Source organism: Vibrio rumoiensis 1S-45 (assembly GCF_000286955.2).
Classification (GTDB): Bacteria; Pseudomonadota; Gammaproteobacteria; order Enterobacterales; family Vibrionaceae; genus Vibrio; species Vibrio rumoiensis_A.
In genome coordinates, this window is the sequence record NZ_AJYK02000040.1 from 1 (window position 1) to 19096 (window position 19096).

General features: G+C 40.3%; 17 protein-coding genes, 1 pseudogene and 2 riboswitches. Of the genes and pseudogenes, 15 read left to right on the forward strand and 3 right to left on the reverse strand.

Annotated features, from left to right (window positions below; genetic code table 11):
• Positions 1–276: 276 nt before the first annotated feature.
• Positions 277–347, forward strand: a riboswitch (Fluoride riboswitch).
• Between the two features lie 77 nt (positions 348–424).
• The 7 genes from A1QC_RS05240 to thiH all read left to right on the forward strand — a co-directional run bounded on the left by A1QC_RS05240 (position 425) and on the right by thiH (position 8276).
• Positions 425–1798 (forward strand): voltage-gated chloride channel family protein, encoded by a 1374-nt coding sequence (locus A1QC_RS05240; protein WP_017024365.1) that lies wholly within the window; start codon positions 425–427, stop codon positions 1796–1798.
• A gap of 80 nt (positions 1799–1878) precedes the next feature.
• A riboswitch (TPP riboswitch) is annotated at positions 1879–1977 on the forward strand.
• 119 nt (positions 1978–2096) lie between these two features.
• Entirely contained in the window at positions 2097–4058 is a 1962-nt protein-coding gene (thiC, locus tag A1QC_RS05245) for a phosphomethylpyrimidine synthase ThiC (protein WP_017024366.1), read from the forward strand.
• Complete coding sequence (gene thiE, locus A1QC_RS05250; RefSeq protein WP_017024367.1) at positions 4058–5311, forward strand: thiamine phosphate synthase; 1254 nt, start codon at positions 4058–4060, stop codon at positions 5309–5311. The genes thiC and thiE overlap by 1 nt, the downstream gene beginning before the upstream one ends.
• 38 nt (positions 5312–5349) lie before the next feature.
• On the forward strand, positions 5350–6096 hold the full coding sequence (locus tag A1QC_RS05255) for a HesA/MoeB/ThiF family protein (protein ID WP_017024368.1): 747 nt from the start codon (positions 5350–5352) through the stop codon (positions 6094–6096).
• Positions 6097–6134: 38 nt separating this feature from the next.
• Complete coding sequence (thiS, locus tag A1QC_RS05260; RefSeq protein WP_017024369.1) at positions 6135–6335, forward strand: sulfur carrier protein ThiS; 201 nt, start codon at positions 6135–6137, stop codon at positions 6333–6335.
• 4 nt (positions 6336–6339) lie between these two features.
• On the forward strand, positions 6340–7143 hold the full coding sequence (locus A1QC_RS05265; protein ID WP_017024370.1) for a thiazole synthase: 804 nt from the start codon (positions 6340–6342) through the stop codon (positions 7141–7143).
• 8 nt (positions 7144–7151) lie between these two features.
• Positions 7152–8276 carry a 2-iminoacetate synthase ThiH gene (thiH, locus tag A1QC_RS05270; protein ID WP_017024371.1) on the forward strand — a complete coding sequence of 375 codons (1125 nt, stop codon included), beginning with the start codon at positions 7152–7154 and terminating at the stop codon, positions 8274–8276.
• Between the two features lie 118 nt (positions 8277–8394).
• Here the strand turns inward: thiH and A1QC_RS05275 are convergent, their stop codons facing one another.
• On the reverse strand, positions 8395–10176 hold the full coding sequence (locus A1QC_RS05275) for an aminopeptidase P family protein (protein WP_017024372.1): 1782 nt from the start codon (positions 10174–10176) through the stop codon (positions 8395–8397).
• 439 nt (positions 10177–10615) lie between these two features.
• Between A1QC_RS05275 and A1QC_RS05280 the strand changes: the two genes are divergently transcribed.
• Entirely contained in the window at positions 10616–10903 is a 288-nt protein-coding gene (locus tag A1QC_RS05280; RefSeq protein ID WP_017024373.1) for a hypothetical protein, read from the forward strand.
• Between the two features lie 56 nt (positions 10904–10959).
• On the opposite strand, the gene A1QC_RS05285 is transcribed toward A1QC_RS05280, so the two are convergent.
• A complete protein-coding gene (locus tag A1QC_RS05285) occupies positions 10960–11859 on the reverse strand; it encodes a DMT family transporter (protein ID WP_017024374.1) in 900 nt (299 codons plus the stop codon).
• A gap of 104 nt (positions 11860–11963) precedes the next feature.
• On the opposite strand from A1QC_RS05285, the gene rmuC reads away from it, so the two are divergent.
• From rmuC to tatC, 7 genes and pseudogenes are all read left to right on the forward strand, one after another.
• Positions 11964–13481 (forward strand): DNA recombination protein RmuC, encoded by a 1518-nt coding sequence (gene rmuC, locus A1QC_RS05290; RefSeq protein ID WP_017024375.1) that lies wholly within the window; start codon positions 11964–11966, stop codon positions 13479–13481.
• Positions 13482–13532: 51 nt separating this feature from the next.
• Positions 13533–14318, forward strand: a complete 786-nt coding sequence (gene ubiE, locus A1QC_RS05295; RefSeq protein WP_017024376.1) for a bifunctional demethylmenaquinone methyltransferase/2-methoxy-6-polyprenyl-1,4-benzoquinol methylase UbiE — start codon at positions 13533–13535, stop codon at positions 14316–14318.
• Positions 14319–14343: 25 nt separating this feature from the next.
• Positions 14344–14949 (forward strand): ubiquinone biosynthesis accessory factor UbiJ, encoded by a 606-nt coding sequence (locus tag A1QC_RS05300; RefSeq protein ID WP_017024377.1) that lies wholly within the window; start codon positions 14344–14346, stop codon positions 14947–14949.
• Positions 14946–16589 (forward strand): ubiquinone biosynthesis regulatory protein kinase UbiB, encoded by a 1644-nt coding sequence (gene ubiB / locus A1QC_RS05305; RefSeq protein ID WP_017024378.1) that lies wholly within the window; start codon positions 14946–14948, stop codon positions 16587–16589. The genes A1QC_RS05300 and ubiB overlap by 4 nt, the downstream gene beginning before the upstream one ends.
• A gap of 59 nt (positions 16590–16648) precedes the next feature.
• Positions 16649–16903: a Sec-independent protein translocase subunit TatA gene (gene tatA / locus A1QC_RS05310; protein ID WP_017024379.1), complete on the forward strand. Its 255-nt coding sequence runs from the start codon at positions 16649–16651 to the stop codon at positions 16901–16903.
• A gap of 3 nt (positions 16904–16906) precedes the next feature.
• A pseudogene (gene tatB, locus A1QC_RS05315) lies at positions 16907–17206 on the forward strand (Sec-independent protein translocase protein TatB); the annotation flags it as partial.
• A gap of 201 nt (positions 17207–17407) precedes the next feature.
• On the forward strand, positions 17408–18160 hold the full coding sequence (gene tatC / locus A1QC_RS05320; RefSeq protein ID WP_017024381.1) for a twin-arginine translocase subunit TatC: 753 nt from the start codon (positions 17408–17410) through the stop codon (positions 18158–18160).
• A gap of 100 nt (positions 18161–18260) precedes the next feature.
• Here tatC and A1QC_RS05325 read toward each other — a convergent pair whose 3' ends face one another.
• On the reverse strand, positions 18261–19028 hold the full coding sequence (locus tag A1QC_RS05325; protein WP_017024382.1) for a TatD family hydrolase: 768 nt from the start codon (positions 19026–19028) through the stop codon (positions 18261–18263).
• Positions 19029–19096 lie beyond the last annotated feature (68 nt).

Here is a 19096-nt window from a genome sequence, read left to right on the forward strand (position 1 = left end):
TGCGGAGTGGTAGTTCAATTGATTACTTCTGTTTAGATGCAGCAGGCCTGTGACGCGGCAAGAAAGGTATTAGGAAGTTCCGTCCACTCCGCTACTCTTATTTGAGAAACCTGATCCGAAAGAGTCAGGTTTTTTCTCTAATAAATTAAAAAGTATAAAGAAGGTGTAGGAGAGGAATATATTTATTCTTTCGAGTTTGTTTGATACCAATCAAGCTTAAGAACTAACAAGTGTTTGTATTGAGATGCTTTCCCCTATAAAATTTGTTGCGTGATGCAAATCACGGGTGATGGGGTTCCACCTTTAACCGCTCAAAGTCTTTTTGAGATGATGGCTCCTGCTAGGTGGGGTAGATCTATCTGCAGGTTTCCAATTGCTCTAAATATATCTATCCTATATAAACTTTATTTGTTCAGGTAGTTATATGTCTCATCCTCTTAAAAGCAACCCCAAGCTATTTATTCAAGTTATCCGTTGGGTAGCTATCATTCTCCCTGTTGCATCTGCTATAGGCGCTCTTAATGCCTTTTTCTTATGGATCCTTGCTGAAGCTACATCAACACGTGAATCAAATACGTGGTTGATTTACTTACTGCCTTTTGCCGGATTAATTATTGTTTATCTTTATAATAAACTAGGCAAAAATTCAGATGGTGGCAATAACCTCATCATGGACGAGATACATAAACCCGGAGCAGGAATACCCACTCGCATGGGGCCGTTGGTGCTTATTACAACGGTAATTACTCATTTATTTGGTGGCTCAGCTGGCCGAGAAGGAACGGCTGTGCAAATTGGAGGGGCTACTTCTAATTATTTCGCCAAACTATTCAAATTATCTCAGTCAGATACTCGGTTACTATTAATCTCAGGGATTGCCGCTGGTTTTGGTGCTATTTTTGGTACACCTCTGACGGGAGCTATCTTTGCATTAGAAGTGCTTGCGATTGGGCGCTTAAAATACGATGCAATCATTCCAGCCTTATTTGCAGCGATTATTGCGGATACCGTTTGTACTGCGTTAGGAGCCCATCATACTCATTACCGTATTGATTTTTTAGAGAGCTATAAACTTCTTGATCATGTAGTAAAAGTTGATCCTTTATTGTTATTAAAAATTGTTGTTGCAGGTGTGGGGTTTGGTTTGGCAGGTTACCTATTTGGTGAGCTAACTCATTCATTAAAGGACTTCTTTAAGCTTACCTTGAAAAATCCGTACCTAATTGTTTTTATTGGCGGTATTTTAGTGATCATTTTAACTAAAATGATTGGTAACTATGATTACACTGGTTTAGGTGTATACAGCAGTCGAGATGGTGGGGTCAGTATTTTATCTGCCTTTCATGAAGGTGGGGCAGAATGGTATAGCTGGTTATTCAAGCTTGTCTTAACTGCTTTGACATTATCTGTTGGATTCAAAGGTGGAGAAGTCACACCTTTATTTTTTATCGGCGCGACTTTAGGTAATACAATGGCATGGGTTATGGGAGCACCTCCTGAGCTATTTGCAGCGCTTGGTTTTATTGCTGTATTTGCGGCAGCGACTAATACACCATTAGCGTGCACTATTATGGGAGTCGAGCTGTTTGGTTCAGAATACATCCTTTATTTTGCCATCGCTTGTTATACCGCATATTACTTTAGTGGGCACACTGGAATTTATAGCTCCCAACGAGTTGCTGTTCCTAAAGTTTTTGATCTAAATAGCGAAGAGAAGTTTGACGGAAAGATTGGTGAATTACGTGAAACGCATTCTAGTCTGTTTGCTAGCTTAGTTAAAAAGATTAAGAAACAATAGATTTCACCAGTCTTTTTCTTGGCAACATAACATTGTTGAATAATAAACCTTGCTGAACAATTAAGATATTCATATACTTTTCTGACTTGTCGGAGTGCCATAAGGCTGAGACCGCATCTGCGGGATCCGTTGAACCTGATCAGGCTAATACCTGCGAAGGGAACGAGAGAAGAGTAATTTCTCATATTACCCCTCTATAAATGTAACTGTGTAGCCACAGATCTACATTCTTGTGCATCAAATCCGTCAAGCATTTACTCCCTTGGGAGCTCTAACTCAACAGTTAAAGGAAAATGCTATGTCGTCAAGTCGTAAACAAAATCGAATGGAAGCAAAGAAATTTATTGATTCTCTTTCTGTTCAACCATACCCAAATTCTGAAAAAGTATATATCGAAGGAAGTCGCCCTGATCTAAAGGTGCCAATGCGCCAAATATCGCTCGCAGATAGCCTTATAGGTGGATCAAAAGAGAATCCTATCTTAGAGCCGAATGAACCAATTCAAGTCTATGATACCTCTGGTGTGTACACTGATCCTAGTTATGAAATTAACCTTTATGAGGGCCTACCAAAACTTCGTAATCAATGGATTGAAGAAAGATCCGATACTGAGTTCCTTCGTTCAGTTAGTTCGACTTATACCAAGCAACGATTAGAAGACGATACGTTGGATGATCTTCGTTATGATAATTTACCTCAAGTAAGAAAAGCCAAAGAAGGTTGTTGTGTAACACAATTACACTATGCTCGAAAAGGTATAGTGACACCTGAAATGGAATTTATCGCCATACGTGAAAATATGGGCAGGCAAAAATTTGCTGATGAGCAACTCAATCAACAGCATCAAGGCCAAAATTTTGGGGCGCATCTACCTAAAGAAATTACCCCAGAATTTGTCCGTCGGGAGGTTGCCGAAGGTCGCGCTATTATCCCTTCCAATATCAATCACCCAGAATCTGAACCTATGATCATTGGTCGTAATTTTCTGATTAAAGTGAATGCGAATATTGGTAATTCTTCAGTCTCATCTTCGATAGAAGAAGAAGTCGAAAAATTAGTATGGTCTACGCGTTGGGGTGGCGATACCGTAATGGATTTATCTACAGGACGAAACATTCATGAAACGCGTGAATGGATTTTGCGTAATAGTCCTGTTCCCATTGGCACGGTTCCAATGTATCAAGCTTTAGAAAAAGTGAATGGTGTTGCTGAAGCGCTTACCTGGGAGGTTATGCGCGATACCTTGATTGAGCAAGCTGAACAAGGTGTTGATTATTTCACTATTCACGCTGGGGTATTACTTCGCTATGTTCCGATGACGGCGAAACGTGTAACTGGCATTGTTTCACGCGGTGGTTCTATCATTGCGAAGTGGTGTCTTGCTCATCACCAAGAAAGTTTTCTTTATACACACTTTAGAGAGATTTGTGAGATTTGCGCTAAGTATGATGTCGCGCTATCACTGGGGGATGGTTTACGTCCTGGCTCAATTGCGGACGCCAACGATGAAGCTCAATTTTCTGAATTAAGAACATTAGGTGAGCTAACCAAAGTGGCGTGGGAATATGATGTCCAAGTAATGATTGAAGGCCCTGGTCACGTTCCAATGCACATGATTAAAGCCAATATGGATGAGCAGCTTAAACATTGCCATGAAGCGCCATTTTATACCTTAGGTCCATTAACCACCGATATTGCACCGGGTTATGATCATATTACCTCTGGAATTGGTGCGGCCATGATAGGTTGGTTTGGTTGCGCTATGCTTTGCTATGTGACGCCAAAAGAACACTTAGGTTTACCAAACAAAGAAGATGTTAAAACAGGGTTGATTACTTACAAGCTTGCGGCTCATGCCGGTGATTTGGCCAAAGGGCACCCAGGCGCTCAAATTCGAGATAATGCTTTATCTAAAGCACGTTTTGAATTCCGTTGGCATGACCAATTCAATCTTTCTTTAGATCCAGAAACTGCTTTAGCATTCCATGATGAAACCCTTCCACAAGAGTCCGGTAAAGTCGCACATTTTTGTTCTATGTGTGGTCCGAAGTTTTGTTCAATGAAAATCTCTCAAGAAGTCAGAGAGTATGCAAAAGATACAGAACAAGTCGCGGCAGACCAAGCAATAGAGATCAAAATGCTGCACGATCCACTTGAAGGGATGAAGCAGAAGTCAGCAGAATTCTTAGCATCAGGTTCGGAGTTGTACCACCCTGCAGCAACGGCCAAAAATGTTGGACGTGAACCAGAGGAAGTGTGATGGTTTCTTTGAAAGTACCAATGAGTCATCGTTCTTTGGTTCAGCCTTTAAAGCGTTGCTTAGCTGCTGCTAGTGAGCAAGGTTTTGATACGTCGCTATGTGATGTTCACATTGTGGATGGCAATTGTATTGAGATTTATTCATCTTACGGTGTTAAACGTATTTATCTTAACGATGAAGAAGAGAGTATTGAACCCACAGAAATAAATATCACAGACTCATTTTCATTACGCTATTGCGACGATTCGCAAGCTGCGACTAATCATAAGAAGCTTCAAACTCAGGTTGTCATTGGTGAATGCCGAGATGGCAGTGAATTTGATCACTGGCAATGTAATGGAATGAAATTTCAACTGTGCTCTTCGGAGTGTATTTGGAATCGTGATAGTGTCGAACGGCATTTATCGTGGGTAGTTGTTGCGCTTTGTTTAGATTTTGCATTTGAAGATGCAATGGTGCTAGCACGCGCTTCACTTCATTCATCTTACGATGTTTCACGTGAAACATGGCCAATAGATGTTGATGCTTTTCCTGAGGTTCAAATGTTTGAATTGGAAGATAAGCAAACAACTCTAATTGACAACCATTCAGCTTTTACTTCTATGGATAAAACAAGTTTAGGTTTGTATCTCGTAGTAGACGATGTGAAATGGATTGAAAGGCTATTAAATTACGGCCTTAAAACCGTGCAGTTGCGGATAAAAGATCCAAACCAATCTGATCTTGAAAATCAGATCACTAAAGCCATTGAGTTGGGCAACCAATTTCATGCGCAGGTTTTTATCAATGATTATTGGCAACTAGCGATCAAACATCGTGCTTATGGAGTTCATTTAGGGCAAGAAGATCTGGCGATTGCAGATCTCAATTTAATTAAGAAATCAGGTTTACGGTTAGGGGTTTCTACACATGGCTATTTTGAAATTATCCGCGCGAAAGATTTGAATCCTTCCTATATAGCTTTAGGTCATATATTTCCTACGACAACCAAAGAAATGCCATCACAACCCCAAGGTGTCACCAAATTAAGGCTCTATCAAAAATTGATTGGTGACGCTTATCCAACGGTGGCGATTGGGGGTATTGATTTGTCTACTGCGCAAGCGGTTTGGAGTGCAGGAGTAAGTAGCCTTGCCGTGGTTCGTGCTATTACACAAGCAGATGATATACAATTAGCGATAGATTCTTTCTATCAAATTATGGCATTGAAACCATCAACGCCGCTCACAACTGTACATGAAAATGTGCAATGAGTGATTCTGTGAATAGTAATAGCATATAAGGCCCCTTTATGAACGATCAACAGTTTCAACGTTACCAAAGACAAATCATGGTCCCTGAAGTAGGGGAAACCGGCCAAGATAAATTGATTGGTAGCAAGGTGTTGTTGATCGGCTGTGGCGGACTCGGTTCTGCGGCAGCGCTTTATTTAGCGGGAGCAGGAATTGGTTCAATGGTGGTAGCCGATGGTGACACCGTTGAATCCTCTAACCTGCAAAGACAAATTATTTATCGTGAAGCTGATCTTGGTAAAAACAAAGCCCTTGCGACTGCAGAGCATTTAAAGCATCTGAATCCACATATTAAAGTGCGAAGTGTGCAGACCTTTTTAGAGGAAGGCCAACTTAACTTAGAAATTATGATGGCAGATGTAGTTTTGGATTGCAGCGATAACTTTCCAACCAGACAAGCGATCAATAAAGCCTGTCATAGTGCGAATACACCATTAATTTCAGGTTCAGCAATTGGTTGGGTTGGGCAACTTATGACCTTTGATTTTACCAAAAGTCATAGTCCTTGTTATCGATGTGCGGTTCCATATCAAGACAATAGTGCTGGTTTGAAATGTTCTGAATCGGGTGTGATTGGTCCGATTGTTGGTCTGTTAGGAAATTTACAAGCAGTTGAAGCGATAAAATTGATTACTGGGAATGGCAACTTGAAGCCATTTACACTTAATTTATTTGATGGGCAAACCCTCTCTTGGCAATGTTTTAATATCGCAAGAGATGCTGCCTGTCCGGTTTGTGGTGATTGATAGCAACACAAGCCAAGAAAGAATCGATAGGAGCCACCATGCAAGTCACGGTGAATGATAAAATTGTTACGCTTGAACAAGTATTGGTTTTAGAAAAGTTATTCCAACATTTATCCATTGATGCTGCTGGAGCGGCAATAGCTATTAATGACGTTGTGGTACCAAAGACGATTTGGTCAACTACCTTACTTAAGAATGGGGATGATATTTCCATTTTTAAAATGATTGCAGGAGGGTGAGAAGATGACTAATGATCACATCTCACCACCATTGGTTGGACATGATGCTTTAATAATTGCAGGAAAAGCATTTTCATCTCGGTTATTTACCGGTACAGGTAAATTCTCAGGCTCGGAAGTCATGGCAAGATCTATACAAGCTTCCAGTTCTGAGTTGGTTACTATGGCTCTAAAACGAGTTGATATTAATAACCAAGACGATGATATTCTTAAACCACTTATCGATTTAAATATCAATTTATTGCCCAATACCTCAGGCGCAAAAACGGCAAAAGAAGCTATATTCGCAGCCAATCTTGCAAGAGAAGCTCTGGGTACAAATTGGGTTAAATTGGAAATTCATCCTGATCCAAAGTATTTAATGCCAGACCCCATTGAAACGCTTAAAGCGGCAACCACACTAGTCGAGCAAGGCTTTATTGTTTTACCGTATTGCCATGCTGATCCTGTTTTATGTAAACGCTTAGAAGAAGTTGGTTGCGCGGCTGTCATGCCATTAGGTGCACCTATTGGATCAAATAAAGGCTTAGTTAGCGTTGATTTTCTCAAAATCATCATCGATCAAGCGAGAGTGCCAGTAGTGGTGGATGCTGGTATTGGGGCACCATCTCATGCGTGTTTAGCGATGGAAATGGGCGCAGATGCCGTTCTTGTGAATACGGCCATGGCAACGGCTCATGATCCTATCTCGATGGCTAAAGCGTTTAAGATGGCTGTTGAATCTGGGCGTCAAGCCTATTTGGCAGGCCTCGCGCAACAGCAAGCTACGGCAGTGGCGACCAGTCCACTCACCAGCTTTTTAAGCTAGAGGTGAGCATGAGTTTTAGCGATGTTTTTAAAACGTTAGATTGGGATAGTGTTTCGCTTTCTATTTACAGTAAAACGACAGCGGATGTCGAGCGAGCATTATCCAAGAAAAAGTTGGATTTGGAAGATTTTAAAGCTTTAATTTCTCCCTCGGCAGAAAGCTATATTGAGCAAATGGCACAACAGTCATATGCACTAACGCGTCAACGGTTTGGCTTTAACATTAATTTTTATATTCCATTATACCTGTCCAATCTATGTGCTAATGCTTGCACTTATTGTGGCTTTTCGATGGAAAATAAAATAAAACGAAAAACATTAAATAGTACTGAGATTGATGATGAAATATCCGCAATCAAGGCGATGAATTTTGACAGTGTGCTTTTGGTGACAGGAGAGCATGAAACCAAAGTTGGAATGAATTACTTTCGACAAGTATTACCTCAGATAAAATCGCAATTTTCATACTTAGCGATGGAAGTTCAGCCGCTTGATCAACATGAATACCAAGAGCTCAAAACCTTGGGGTTAGATGCTGTCATGGTGTATCAAGAAACCTATCATCCAAGCACTTATGCCAAGCACCATCTGCGAGGTAATAAACAAGACTTTTACTACCGGCTTGAAACACCAGATAGATTGGCGAAAGCAGGCATTGATAAAATTGGCTTAGGGGCATTAATTGGCCTTGAAGAATGGCGGGCTGATTGTTTCTTTACGGCTGCTCATTTGCAGTATCTTGAAAGACATTATTGGCAAACCCGATATTCGATTTCATTTCCTCGTTTACGCCCATGTGAAGGTGCACTTCAGCCAAAATCAGTGATGACAGATAAGCAATTAGTGCAATTGATCTGCGCGTATCGTTTGTTTAACCATGAAGTAGAGTTATCGATATCAACGCGTGAACAAGCTAGTTTTAGAGATAATATTTTGCCATTAGGGGTCACCCACATATCGGCAGCGTCTAAAACGCAGCCAGGTGGATACGCGAATGTAGAGGTTGAACTCGAGCAGTTCAGTATTAGTGATGAGCGAAGTGCTTTTGATGTAGCGCAAGCGGTTAAAAATAAAGGTTACGAAGTAGTATGGACGGATTGGCATCAAGCGTATTCAGGCAGTAGTACAGCGTAATTTTAATTATGTTTCACGTGAAACAAAAGCCAAAAAGAGTCCATGTATAGGAGGATTCTTTCTGGCTTTTTGTTTAAACATGTTATTCAGTACGATTAAGGGACTGAGAGAATTGATCTTATAAAGAGGCAGTAGCTTGTTTAAGCCAGCTTTTAACTTCACCATCTACCAGTGGGCTGACATCATCCCATACTTTTTGGTGGTAGTGATTAAGCCAATGAATTTCAAATGAAGTGAGTAATGATTTCTCAATGGCTCGTACATCAATAGGGCAACGAGTTAAAGATTCAAAAGCTAAAACATTAAAATCACCTTGAGTTGTTTGTTCCGTAACTAGCTCAAGGTTCTCTATTCTAATTCCAAATTCATCCGCGCGGTAATATCCAGGTTCATTTGAAATAACCATTCCAGCTTGTAGAGCTACTCCATTATAGGCAGGAGAGATACGTTGAGGGCCTTCATGAACACTAAGGAAGTGACCAACGCCATGGCCTGTACCATGATCGTAGTTATAGCCTTGAGACCATAAGAACTGACGAGCAAGAATGTCTAACTGACTCCCCGTTGTTCCTTTTGGAAAACGCGCGGTCGCTAAAGCGATATGTCCTTTAAGTACTAAAGTAAATTGATGCTTCATAAATTCAGAAGGCTGCCCGATAGCAATAGTACGAGTAATATCGGTTGTGCCATCTGGGTATTGACCACCTGAATCAACTAAATATAAGGAGTTGAGCTGTAGCGTACCAAATACTGGCTGATCGGCATGATTGTAATGGCACATAGCCGCATTACTACCTGCAGCCGAAATCGTATCAAAGCTTAAATCAGCGAGGCTACTATCTTCTTTTCGGCAGTCATGGAGTTTATTGGAAAGCTCGTTTTCATCATGTAAGCGACCTTGCGCCACTTCGGAATCTAACCATGATAAAAACTTCACCATAGCAGCACCGTCTCGAATGTGGCAAGATTTCATGCCAGTAGATTCAACCGAGTTTTTAACGGCTTTAGCTAATAAACACGGATCATTAGAATGAATGATGTGAGCGTTTGCTGTATTGAGAGTTTGACTAAACCAAGCATTACTAGTGTTTGGATCGACCAAAATAGATCGACCTGAGAATGTCTTTAATGACGCACTCAAATCTTGAGTTGGGTTTATTCGAACATTGACCCCAACATGTTGTTCAAAGTTGTTGGGAATACGAGAAGGTTTTATAAACAAATCCACACTTGAATCACTGTGTAAAATTGCATGACACAAAATAGCAGGTAAGCGTGGAACATCCAAACCTCTAATGTTCAGCAGCCAGCATATAGAATCGATTTGAGTTAAAAGTGCCGCATCTGCATTATTCTGTGAAATCAGAGAAGCGATGTGTAAGCGTTTTTCTTTACTCGACTGTCCGACAAGATCGATAGGCATTAAGCGAATTTCTGATTCAATAGCAGCTGGGCGATCCAACCAAAGTTGATCTATCGGGTTTTCACTAATCGACACAAGCTCTATTTGAGCATTTAATTTTTGCTTCGCAGAATCAAACCAAGTAGCAGAATGCATATTAAGATCGATAGCCAGTTTGCTTCCAATTGCTAAATTTTCTAATGCCCACTGTAAAGGTGGTTCCTGAATTAAATGATGATAACTGAATACGTCACTAGGTACCTGCTTGGTAACTTGAACGGTATAGCGGCCATCAACAAACATGGCGGCAGAATCTTGAGTAACAATAGCAGCACCCGCAGAACCTGCAAAACCGGTGATCCATGATAAACGTTCATTATGTTCAGGAATGTACTCACCCAGAAATTCATCTTCATGAGGAATAATAATAGCGTCATAATCGTGGTTTTTTAACCAAGTACGTAGCTGTTCGATACGATCTGAAATTACATTATGCATCTGGATTATCCTTGTCTTTCTGCGGTTACGATCTATGTCGTAATAAATAGCTGCACACCTTAATTTGTGAACAGCCTTGTTCGCTTATTTTATAAGGGAATAAGTCGTTTCATCTGTTTACGATACTACCATTATGGATAGAAACTGTAATGAAAACAGAAATAAAAACTTGATGTAGAGCTTAAAGCAGTGTGTATAAAACACTCATTTGAAAAACTGTGTAAAGTTATAGACTCAAGTAGCGGTAAGATGCGATATTCTATGCCTTCTTATCAAAAAGAATAAAGCAGCCTTCAGATAGAATGGCGACTTTATCAAAGTTAAGATTTAACATTGACCGGACGAATTATAATTTGCTAAAGAGAAAATCGGGCGTATATTTAACCAATGCGATCGCCTTTCTCGATTTAATGAAAACTACTGGAATACTACTTTTTATATGTCATTAACTACTTATGAAATGGCTCGAATTTTAGAGCAGATGGATGAGAGTCCTGAAAAAATTATGTTTGGTAAATTGCTTATCGAATTAGGTAATCAAAGCGAAGAGCGTATACGCAGTGCTGCTAAACAAGTCCCTCTAGAATTACTTAGAGATATTATTTATCAGTTTCAGGTTATCGCTGATTTGCGTAAAGGTGAGCATATTCAGAAATTAGCTCAAGATCTAAAAGCAGAAGGGTTGTCTGTTGAAGATCTTAAGCGTTATATAGAAAGTAAAAAATAAACTGATAAATATATTGATAACCTATTAAACGTTTTTACCGGAATTAGTAATATATATTATTTCTTGGTAAATTTTATTTGCTGCACAGCTAAACCTAATAAAATAAAAATCAAACCGATAATGGTGGATGGGTAGATTGTTTCACCAATAATTTGTGCAAGCAGCATTAAAGAAATAAAAGGCGACAAAAAGATTAAGTTACTGACTCGTGCAGTATTTTTTGTATTCTTTAATGCTGTTAACCAAAGAACGAATGTAATTCCCATTTCAAATAAGCCGACATAAACAACAGCTAACCACCCGGTGGTATCTATCTCACCCCAACTCAATCCTTCATACCAGACTAAAGCTGCAGAAAACGGTAGCGACACGATAAAGCCAAGCAAAACAGCAATAATAGGGTTGGCTTTATTTCTCGCATTTAATATCCAATAACCCGCCCATAGTAAAGTCGATAAAAGTGCTAAGGCTACGCCCAATGGACTATCAAACTGTAGAGCCAATATATCGCCTTTTGTCGCGATAATTAATACGCCTAAGTAGCCTAAAGCGCAGGCAACCCAATCTTGTTTTCGAATTTTTTGCCCAAGAAAGATCGCCGCCATTAATGTCAAGGTGATCGCCCAACTGTAATTTAATGGTTGTGCTTGGGAGGCAGGAAGTAAGTCGTAAGCTTTAAATAAGATTAAATAATACGCCAATGGATTGATCAGACCTAATAAAAGGAAATAACCAGGGTCGCTTAAAAATGTAGTGCGAATTTGTGAGAGTGTACCGTTGTAAGCACAGATGATCATAAGCGTACAAACCGAAACGAGGCTTGCGATAAAAAGCATTTGAATTGGACTGAGTTGAGCAAGGGTTAACTTAAAAGCGGTTGCCACGGTAGACCATAATAAAACGGCAATTAGGCCATATATTAAGGCTTTTCGTTCGGTATTATGGGTATTGCTCATCAATAGTGATCCTTTGCGAAAGCAAGTAATTAGAACTGTGAACTGGACATTTATCCAGTATTGAATATGATCTGTATAAACGAATAGAAATAGTAAGGGCGTTTATGCAGTGGCTTGGTAATAGTAGCGATATGATTGTACTTTTCCTAATAGCAATCATCGTAATTTTGGTGGCGATCAATCTGTGGTTAAGAAGTCGATATTTACACCAAATAGAATTATTGAATCAACAATATCAGTCCCATCAGCAAGCGCAAGCGCTGCGTATTCAGCAATTACAAAACCAGCTTGAACAAGGTCAGAAAGAACTGGAAGAACTTGACTTAGAAAGAGATAAGTCAGAGTTCGAAGCGAGAAAATCGTATGGTCAATTAATGGCTGCGAACGAAAGATTAATTTTTCTAGATACATTGCAAAAAGATATTAGAGATCTTCAGCAACAAAATGAGCAACTACGAACAACTAATCATGAGTTAAACGCTGTTATGAGAGAGCAGCATGCTAAGCATGAAGAAGAGAAGCGTTCCTCTCAAGATAAACTTGAGTTATTAAAAAATGCCGAACAACGACTAAAAGTGGAATTTGAAAGCTTAGCAAATCAGCTTTTCGAAACTAAAGTGAAAAGCGTCGATGAGCAAAATAAGCAGAGTTTAGACAGCTTACTATCCCCCCTAAAAGAACAGTTGAGTGGCTTTAAACAACAAGTAACGGATAACTTTCATAACGAAGCAAAAGAGCGCCATACCTTAGTGCATGAGATTAAACAGCTGCAAAAGCTCAATGAGCAAATGGCGCAAGATGCGGTCAATTTAACTCAGGCTTTAAAAGGTGATAATAAGCAGCAAGGGAATTGGGGGGAAGTAGTACTCGCTCAAGTACTACAAGATTCAGGATTACGGGAAGGGCATGAATATTTAACTCAAGTGAGCCTAAATCATCAAAATAATGGCAAGCGTTATCAACCGGATGTCATTGTTAATTTGCCAGAAAACAAACAAGTTATTATTGATTCAAAAATGACATTAGTGGCTTTTGAGCGTTATTTTAATGCTGAAAATGATCACCAAAAAGCAAAAGCATTAAACGAGCATTTGGTTTCGGTGCGCAGCCATATTAAGTTGCTCAGCCAAAAAGATTATCATCAATTAAAAGGGATCACATCTTTAGATTATGTCTTAATGTTCATTCCAATCGAGCCAGCGTTTCAATTAGCGATCGAAAAAGATCCGAGCTTAGTTCGGGATGCATTAGAGCAAAACATTATTGTGGTCAGCCCGACGACTTTGCTGGTGGCATTACGAACGATCAATAATTTGTGGCGAAATGAAAGACAGAATCAAAATGCTAAATTGATTGCTGAGCGCGCTAGTAAGCTATATGACAAAATGCGTTTGTTCGTCGATGATATGGAAGCGGTTGGACAAGCATTGAATCGAGCACAAGGAAGCTACCAAGGTGCGATGAATAAATTGTCTACTGGCCGCGGTAACTTAATTCGCCAAGCTGAAGGATTTAAAGAGTTAGGTGTTGAGGTGAAAAAAGGCATCAGCCAGGAAATCACTGAAATTGCGCAAAATGACTCCGACAAGCACAGACAAGCGATTGAGGATAAAGTAAACTAACCGCAATTAGAATTAGCTCACATCTGTGCCTAAGTTGGAGTAATGGTAAACATGACGGATAAGCACGTACAATCAGATAACGCAAATACGCAGCAAGATGACACAACGCATTTTGGTTTTACAACGGTAGCCAAAGAGCAAAAAGTGGCAAAAGTGGCCGAGGTATTTCACTCAGTCGCTGCGAAATACGACATTATGAACGATCTCATGTCTGGTGGCGTTCATCGTCTTTGGAAGCGATTTACTATTGATTGCAGTGGTGCTCGTCCGGGGCAACGAATTCTTGATTTGGCTGGTGGTACCGGGGATCTGACTGCAAAATTCTCACGTATTGTTGGCGATAATGGCCATGTGGTTCTGGCTGATATTAACAATTCAATGTTGAATGTTGGCCGAGATAAATTGCGCGATTTAGGGGTGGTTGGCAACGTGCATTATGTGCAAGCGAACGCCGAAGAATTACCATTTCCAGATAATTATTTCGACTGTATTACCATCAGTTTTGGTTTAAGAAACGTCACCGACAAAGACAAAGCATTGCGTTCAATGTTTCGTGTTTTAAAACCGGGTGGACGTTTATTGGTACTTGAATTCTCTAAGCCTAAAGTGGAAGCGTTATCAAAAGTTTATGATTTGTATTCTTTCCACCTTCTACCAAAAATTGGTGAAGTCGTGGCTAATGATGCCGATAGTTATCGATACCTTGCGGAATCCATCCGTATGCATCCAGATCAAGAAACCTTAAAAGGTATGATGGAAGAAGCAGGCTTTGAGCAAACTAAATATTTCAACTTAACGGGTGGCATTGTTGCCTTGCACCGTGGATACAAGTTTTAAGCGTTGGTTATATTAAGGATTGCTTATGCCATTTGAACCGTTAGTGACTGGGGTAATCGAAGCCTCATTAAATCGCCTAATTAATGATGATCCGCAATATATACAACAAGTGGTGCGTCTAAAAGGCAAAGTGATCCATATTCATTTACAAGAATTAAATCGCCAGCTGATTTTTGTTTTTAGTCACCAAGTGGATGTACTCAGCCAGTATGAAGGGCAACCTGATTGCTATTTGAGTCTTAAGCTTTCTGTTTTGCCACAATTGAAAGAACAAGCCAATATTACCCAATTGATTAAACAAGATAAGTTGGTCTTAGAAGGGGATATTCAACTGGCACAGAAATTCTCTCAATTGATTTCAGATATAAAACCGGATCCAGAAGAGTGGTTATCCCGAATAACGGGTGATGTACTCGCTCATACTCTGGTGCAAGGGGCTAAGAATCACACCGATTGGTTAAAAACAGGCTTACAAAGTCAGCAGAGAAAATTAGGCACAGTGTTAACCCAAGAATGGCAAGTTGCCCCAAACGGCTTAGAAGTCGCTTCATTCTGCGATCAAGTGGATGATGTGGTCAGTCAGTGTGGTCGTATAGAGCAAAGAATTAATCGCTTGGTATCTAATTCATGACATTAACCGAAATCCGCCGTTTATATCGAATCATTAAGATTCAATTAGAATATGGTTTAGATGAGCTTTTGCCTGAACATGATCTAGCAAAGTTGCCTCGTCGAGCATTAAAGCTGGCCTTTTGGGTGCGTCGTAAACATAACGATAAAGATGTTGGACAAAGGCTACGTTTAGCGTTGCAAGATCTTGGGCCAGTGTGGATTAAGTTTGGACAGATGATGTCAACTCGGCGTGATCTTTTCCCTGATTATATTGCTGATCCACTGGCATTACTCCAAGACAAAGTGAGTCCATTTGACGGGCAACGGGCAAAGCAGCAAATTGAAAAGTCACTTGGTGGTCCTATTGAACAATGGTTTGATGAGTTTGATATTGAACCATTAGCATCAGCCTCTATTGCTCAAGTACACACCGCCAAAGTCAAAGAAACCGGTCAAGAAATTGTTCTTAAGGTGATTCGTCCTGATATCAAGCCCGTTATCCAAGCTGACTTGAAATTAATGTATCGCATGGCAAGGCTGGTGGCGAAATTTATGCCAGATGCGCGTCGCTTAAAGCCTGTAGAAGTGGTTGAAGAATACGAAAGAACCTTGCTAAGTGAGTTAGATTTACGTTGCGAAGCCGCGAACGCATTGCAATTAAGACGAAATTTTATCGACAGTGAAGACTTGTATGTTCCTGATGTCTTAATGGATTTTAGCAGTGAACATTTAATGGTCTCTGAGCGTATCTATGGGATCCAAGTGTCTGATATTGAATCGCTTGCTAGCAATGGCGTGAATATGAAATTGCTAGCAGAAAAAGGCGTAACAGTCTTTTTTACACAAGTGTTTCGAGACAGTTTTTTCCATGCGGATATGCATCCAGGGAATGTATTTGTTTCTTGGAATACACCGGAAAATCCATTATGGATTGGCCTAGATTGCGGGATTGTTGGAACGCTGAATAATGAAGATAAGCGTTACCTAGCAGAAAATTTCTTAGCTTTTTTCAACCGAGATTACCGCCGCGTAGCACAATTACATGTTGATTCAGGTTGGGTTCCTGCCGATACCAATATTATTGATTTCGAGTCGGCTATTCGCACGGTTTGTGAACCTATTTTTGCCAAGCCTTTGTGTGAGATTTCATTTGGGCATGTATTGTTAAATTTATTTAATACCGCGCGCCGTTTTAATATGGAAGTACAGCCACAACTGGTATTGCTGCAAAAGACGTTATTGTATGTCGAAGGCTTAGGCCGCCAGCTTTATCCACAACTGGATTTATGGGAAACCGCTAAACCATTCCTAGAAAAATGGATGATGGAGCAAGTGGGGCCGAAAGCGGTATTTAACGCAGTAAAAGACAAGGCGCCACTATGGGCTGAAAAACTCCCAGAGCTACCAGAATTATTGTACGACACTTTAAAACGTGGGCGTGATTTAGATCAAAATGTAGCACGTTACTTTGCCCTATATTCGGCAAACAAAAGAAAACAAACCACAGGTAAGTTTTTATTTGGCATTGGCGCAACATTAATCGTATGCTCAGCGGTATTGCAGTTAAGTCATTCAGATTGGCGGTTAGGCTTATCTGGCGGTTTGGTGATTGCAGGTTTAATCGCTTGGCTTGCTAGTTGGCGCGCTTATCGTAATTAAAACGTAAACATCGCATAATAGTATGTGTTTCTTTTTATATCAGACCCGAGGAAAACAACATGGGCGGAATTAGTATTTGGCAACTTTTGATCATTGCTGTCATCGTAGTATTGTTATTTGGTACTAAAAAACTACGCGGTATTGGCGGTGATTTAGGTTCAGCGGTGAAAGGTTTTAAGAAAGCCATGAGCGATGAAGATAAGCCAGCGCAATCTACAGATAAAGATGCCGATTTTAATACTCAATCTATCGACCAAGCTAAAGTGGACGCAAGTGCCGAAACTGAAGCAAAGAAAGAAAAAGAGCAGGGTTAATCGGTGTTTGATATCGGTTTTTGGGAGCTAGTATTAATCTCGGTGGTTGCCTTGGTTGTACTTGGCCCTGAGCGCCTTCCTGTTGCGATCCGTAGCGTGACTAAGTTCGTGCGCACTGCTAAAAGCATGGCTAATAGTGTCAAAGATGAATTGTCTCAAGAGCTTAAAATTCAAGAGCTGCAAGATAATCTTCGCAAAGCTGAACAAATGGGGATGAAAGACTTGTCTCCGGAGCTACAGTCTTCCATTGAAGAGCTAAAAAAAGCAGCGCAAGATGTTCAGCGACCTTATGCAAAAGCAAAAGATGCCAATATCGAACGCTCTCCAGACGTTAATTCACCTCCCGAAAAGGAAGCTCCATCACAAAGTGTTTCCGATAATACGGAGGCTGAACCAAGCGAATCTAAAGGAATACAAGATAAAAACTCGTAAATATTGTTCATCTCCCCATACGCCTCACTCTCATACTAGTAAGAGTAAGGCGTTTTATCATTGAGGTTTTACATGTCGACTCAAGAAGAAGCTCAACCTTTAATTAGCCATTTGATTGAGCTTAGAAACCGAATCTTGAAAGCTTTGGCATCCGTGTTGGTGGTCTTTATTGGGTTGGTTTGGTTCTCTAGCCAAATTTATGAATTTGTTTCTGCACCGTTGATCGACCGTTTACCCGAAGGGGCAACGATGATCGCGACTGATGTAGCATCACCATTTTTCACCCCATTAAAGCTCACCTTAGTGGCTTCGGTATTTGTCGCGGTTCCTCTGGTGCTCTATCAAATATGGGCATTTGTCGCTCCCGGTCTTTATAAGCATGAACGACGTTTAATTATCCCTTTACTGATCTCAAGTTCATTATTGTTTTACTGTGGCGTGGCGTTTGCTTACTTTGTGGTATTCCCACTTGTCTTTAGTTTTTTTACGGCGATTTCTTTAGGTGGGGTTGAGTTTGCTACTGATATATCCAGCTATTTAGATTTTGTGCTTTCATTGTTTATGGCCTTTGGTATTGCTTTTGAAGTGCCAGTTGCGATTATTTTATTGTGTTGGACAGGCGCGACGGATACCAAGTCATTATCAGAAAAACGACCTTATATTATTGTCATTGCTTTTGTGGTCGGTATGCTATTAACACCGCCAGATTTGGTGTCTCAAACGTTATTAGCAATACCAATGTGTATCTTGTTTGAGATAGGCTTGTTCTTCTCACGCTTTTATACCAAACCGCGTCAAAATGAAGATGAACAAGCCGAAGAATAGTTGAATGGTGTATTAAGCAATTACAATTTCAAATTATTAAGCGCAGCTCATATCAGCTGCGCTTTTTTGTTTCATGTGAAACATGGGGAGTGGAAAGAGGTTAATCTTCCAAATTGAATAACGCGTGGGTATTACGGTCGGTTAGCTGCGTGACATCTTCGATATTCATTTCTCGCAAATCGGCAATACGTTGCGCGACCAACTGCATGAATGATGGCTCATTACGCTTACCTCGATGAGGTGTTGGTGCCAAATAAGGGCAGTCGGTTTCTAAGATCACGTAGTTCAAATCGAGTTGTGGTATGACTTTGTCCATTCCACCATTCTTAAATGTGGAAACACCACCAATACCTAAATGAAATCCGAGTGTATTGATGGCTTGTGCTTGTTGTATGCTGCCACCAAAGCAATGAAAGACACCAGTTAGAGTGCCATCCTGTTCGCTTGCTAAAATATTTAGCGTTTGATCGATGGAATCGCGAGTGTGGATGACAACGGGTAATTTTAGCTCTTTAGCCCATTGCAACTGAGTTCTAAAAGCATATTCTTGTTCTGCTTGAAACGTTTTATCCCAGTACAAATCAATACCAATTTCACCCACTGCAATGAAATCATGCTTCTCAAACCAGCCACGTATGATTTCTAAGTCCTGCGTAATATTGCCATTCACATAGCAAGGGTGTAAGCCCATCATGGAATGGCAAACTGCTGGGTAGGCTGCTTCGGTTGCCAGCATAGGTTCAATTGAATTGAGATCAATATTCGGAAGTAGAATTTTGTTGATGCCGATATCCAATGCTCGTTGAACGACTTCGTTACGATCCTCATCAAATTCTTTTGCGTAAATGTGGGCATGGCTATCAATCATAAAATACTCATCGGTTATTGAAGTAGAGATGGGAGTATATACTCAAGTGGCTTAAGGATAAATGATAG

Bases quoted from the DNA above. Each gene is read 5' to 3' on its own strand.
- rmuC (WP_017024375.1), top strand. From the start codon at position 11,964: ATGCAGTGGCTTGGTAATAGTAGCGATATGATTGTACTTTTCCTAATA.
- ubiB (WP_017024378.1), top strand. From the start codon at position 14,946: ATGACATTAACCGAAATCCGCCGTTTATATCGAATCATTAAGATTCAA.
- A1QC_RS05280 (WP_017024373.1), top strand. From the start codon at position 10,616: ATGTCATTAACTACTTATGAAATGGCTCGAATTTTAGAGCAGATGGAT.
- ubiE (WP_017024376.1), top strand. From the start codon at position 13,533: ATGACGGATAAGCACGTACAATCAGATAACGCAAATACGCAGCAAGAT.
- A1QC_RS05325 (WP_017024382.1), bottom strand. From the start codon at position 19,028: ATGATTGATAGCCATGCCCACATTTACGCAAAAGAATTTGATGAGGAT.
- A1QC_RS05255 (WP_017024368.1), top strand. From the start codon at position 5,350: ATGAACGATCAACAGTTTCAACGTTACCAAAGACAAATCATGGTCCCT.
- thiH (WP_017024371.1), top strand. From the start codon at position 7,152: ATGAGTTTTAGCGATGTTTTTAAAACGTTAGATTGGGATAGTGTTTCG.
- thiS (WP_017024369.1), top strand. From the start codon at position 6,135: ATGCAAGTCACGGTGAATGATAAAATTGTTACGCTTGAACAAGTATTG.
- A1QC_RS05240 (WP_017024365.1), top strand. From the start codon at position 425: ATGTCTCATCCTCTTAAAAGCAACCCCAAGCTATTTATTCAAGTTATC.
- thiC (WP_017024366.1), top strand. From the start codon at position 2,097: ATGTCGTCAAGTCGTAAACAAAATCGAATGGAAGCAAAGAAATTTATT.
- A1QC_RS05285 (WP_017024374.1), bottom strand. From the start codon at position 11,859: ATGAGCAATACCCATAATACCGAACGAAAAGCCTTAATATATGGCCTA.
- A1QC_RS05300 (WP_017024377.1), top strand. From the start codon at position 14,344: ATGCCATTTGAACCGTTAGTGACTGGGGTAATCGAAGCCTCATTAAAT.
- A1QC_RS05275 (WP_017024372.1), bottom strand. From the start codon at position 10,176: ATGCATAATGTAATTTCAGATCGTATCGAACAGCTACGTACTTGGTTA.
- A1QC_RS05265 (WP_017024370.1), top strand. From the start codon at position 6,340: ATGACTAATGATCACATCTCACCACCATTGGTTGGACATGATGCTTTA.
- tatA (WP_017024379.1), top strand. From the start codon at position 16,649: ATGGGCGGAATTAGTATTTGGCAACTTTTGATCATTGCTGTCATCGTA.
- thiE (WP_017024367.1), top strand. From the start codon at position 4,058: ATGGTTTCTTTGAAAGTACCAATGAGTCATCGTTCTTTGGTTCAGCCT.
- tatC (WP_017024381.1), top strand. From the start codon at position 17,408: ATGTCGACTCAAGAAGAAGCTCAACCTTTAATTAGCCATTTGATTGAG.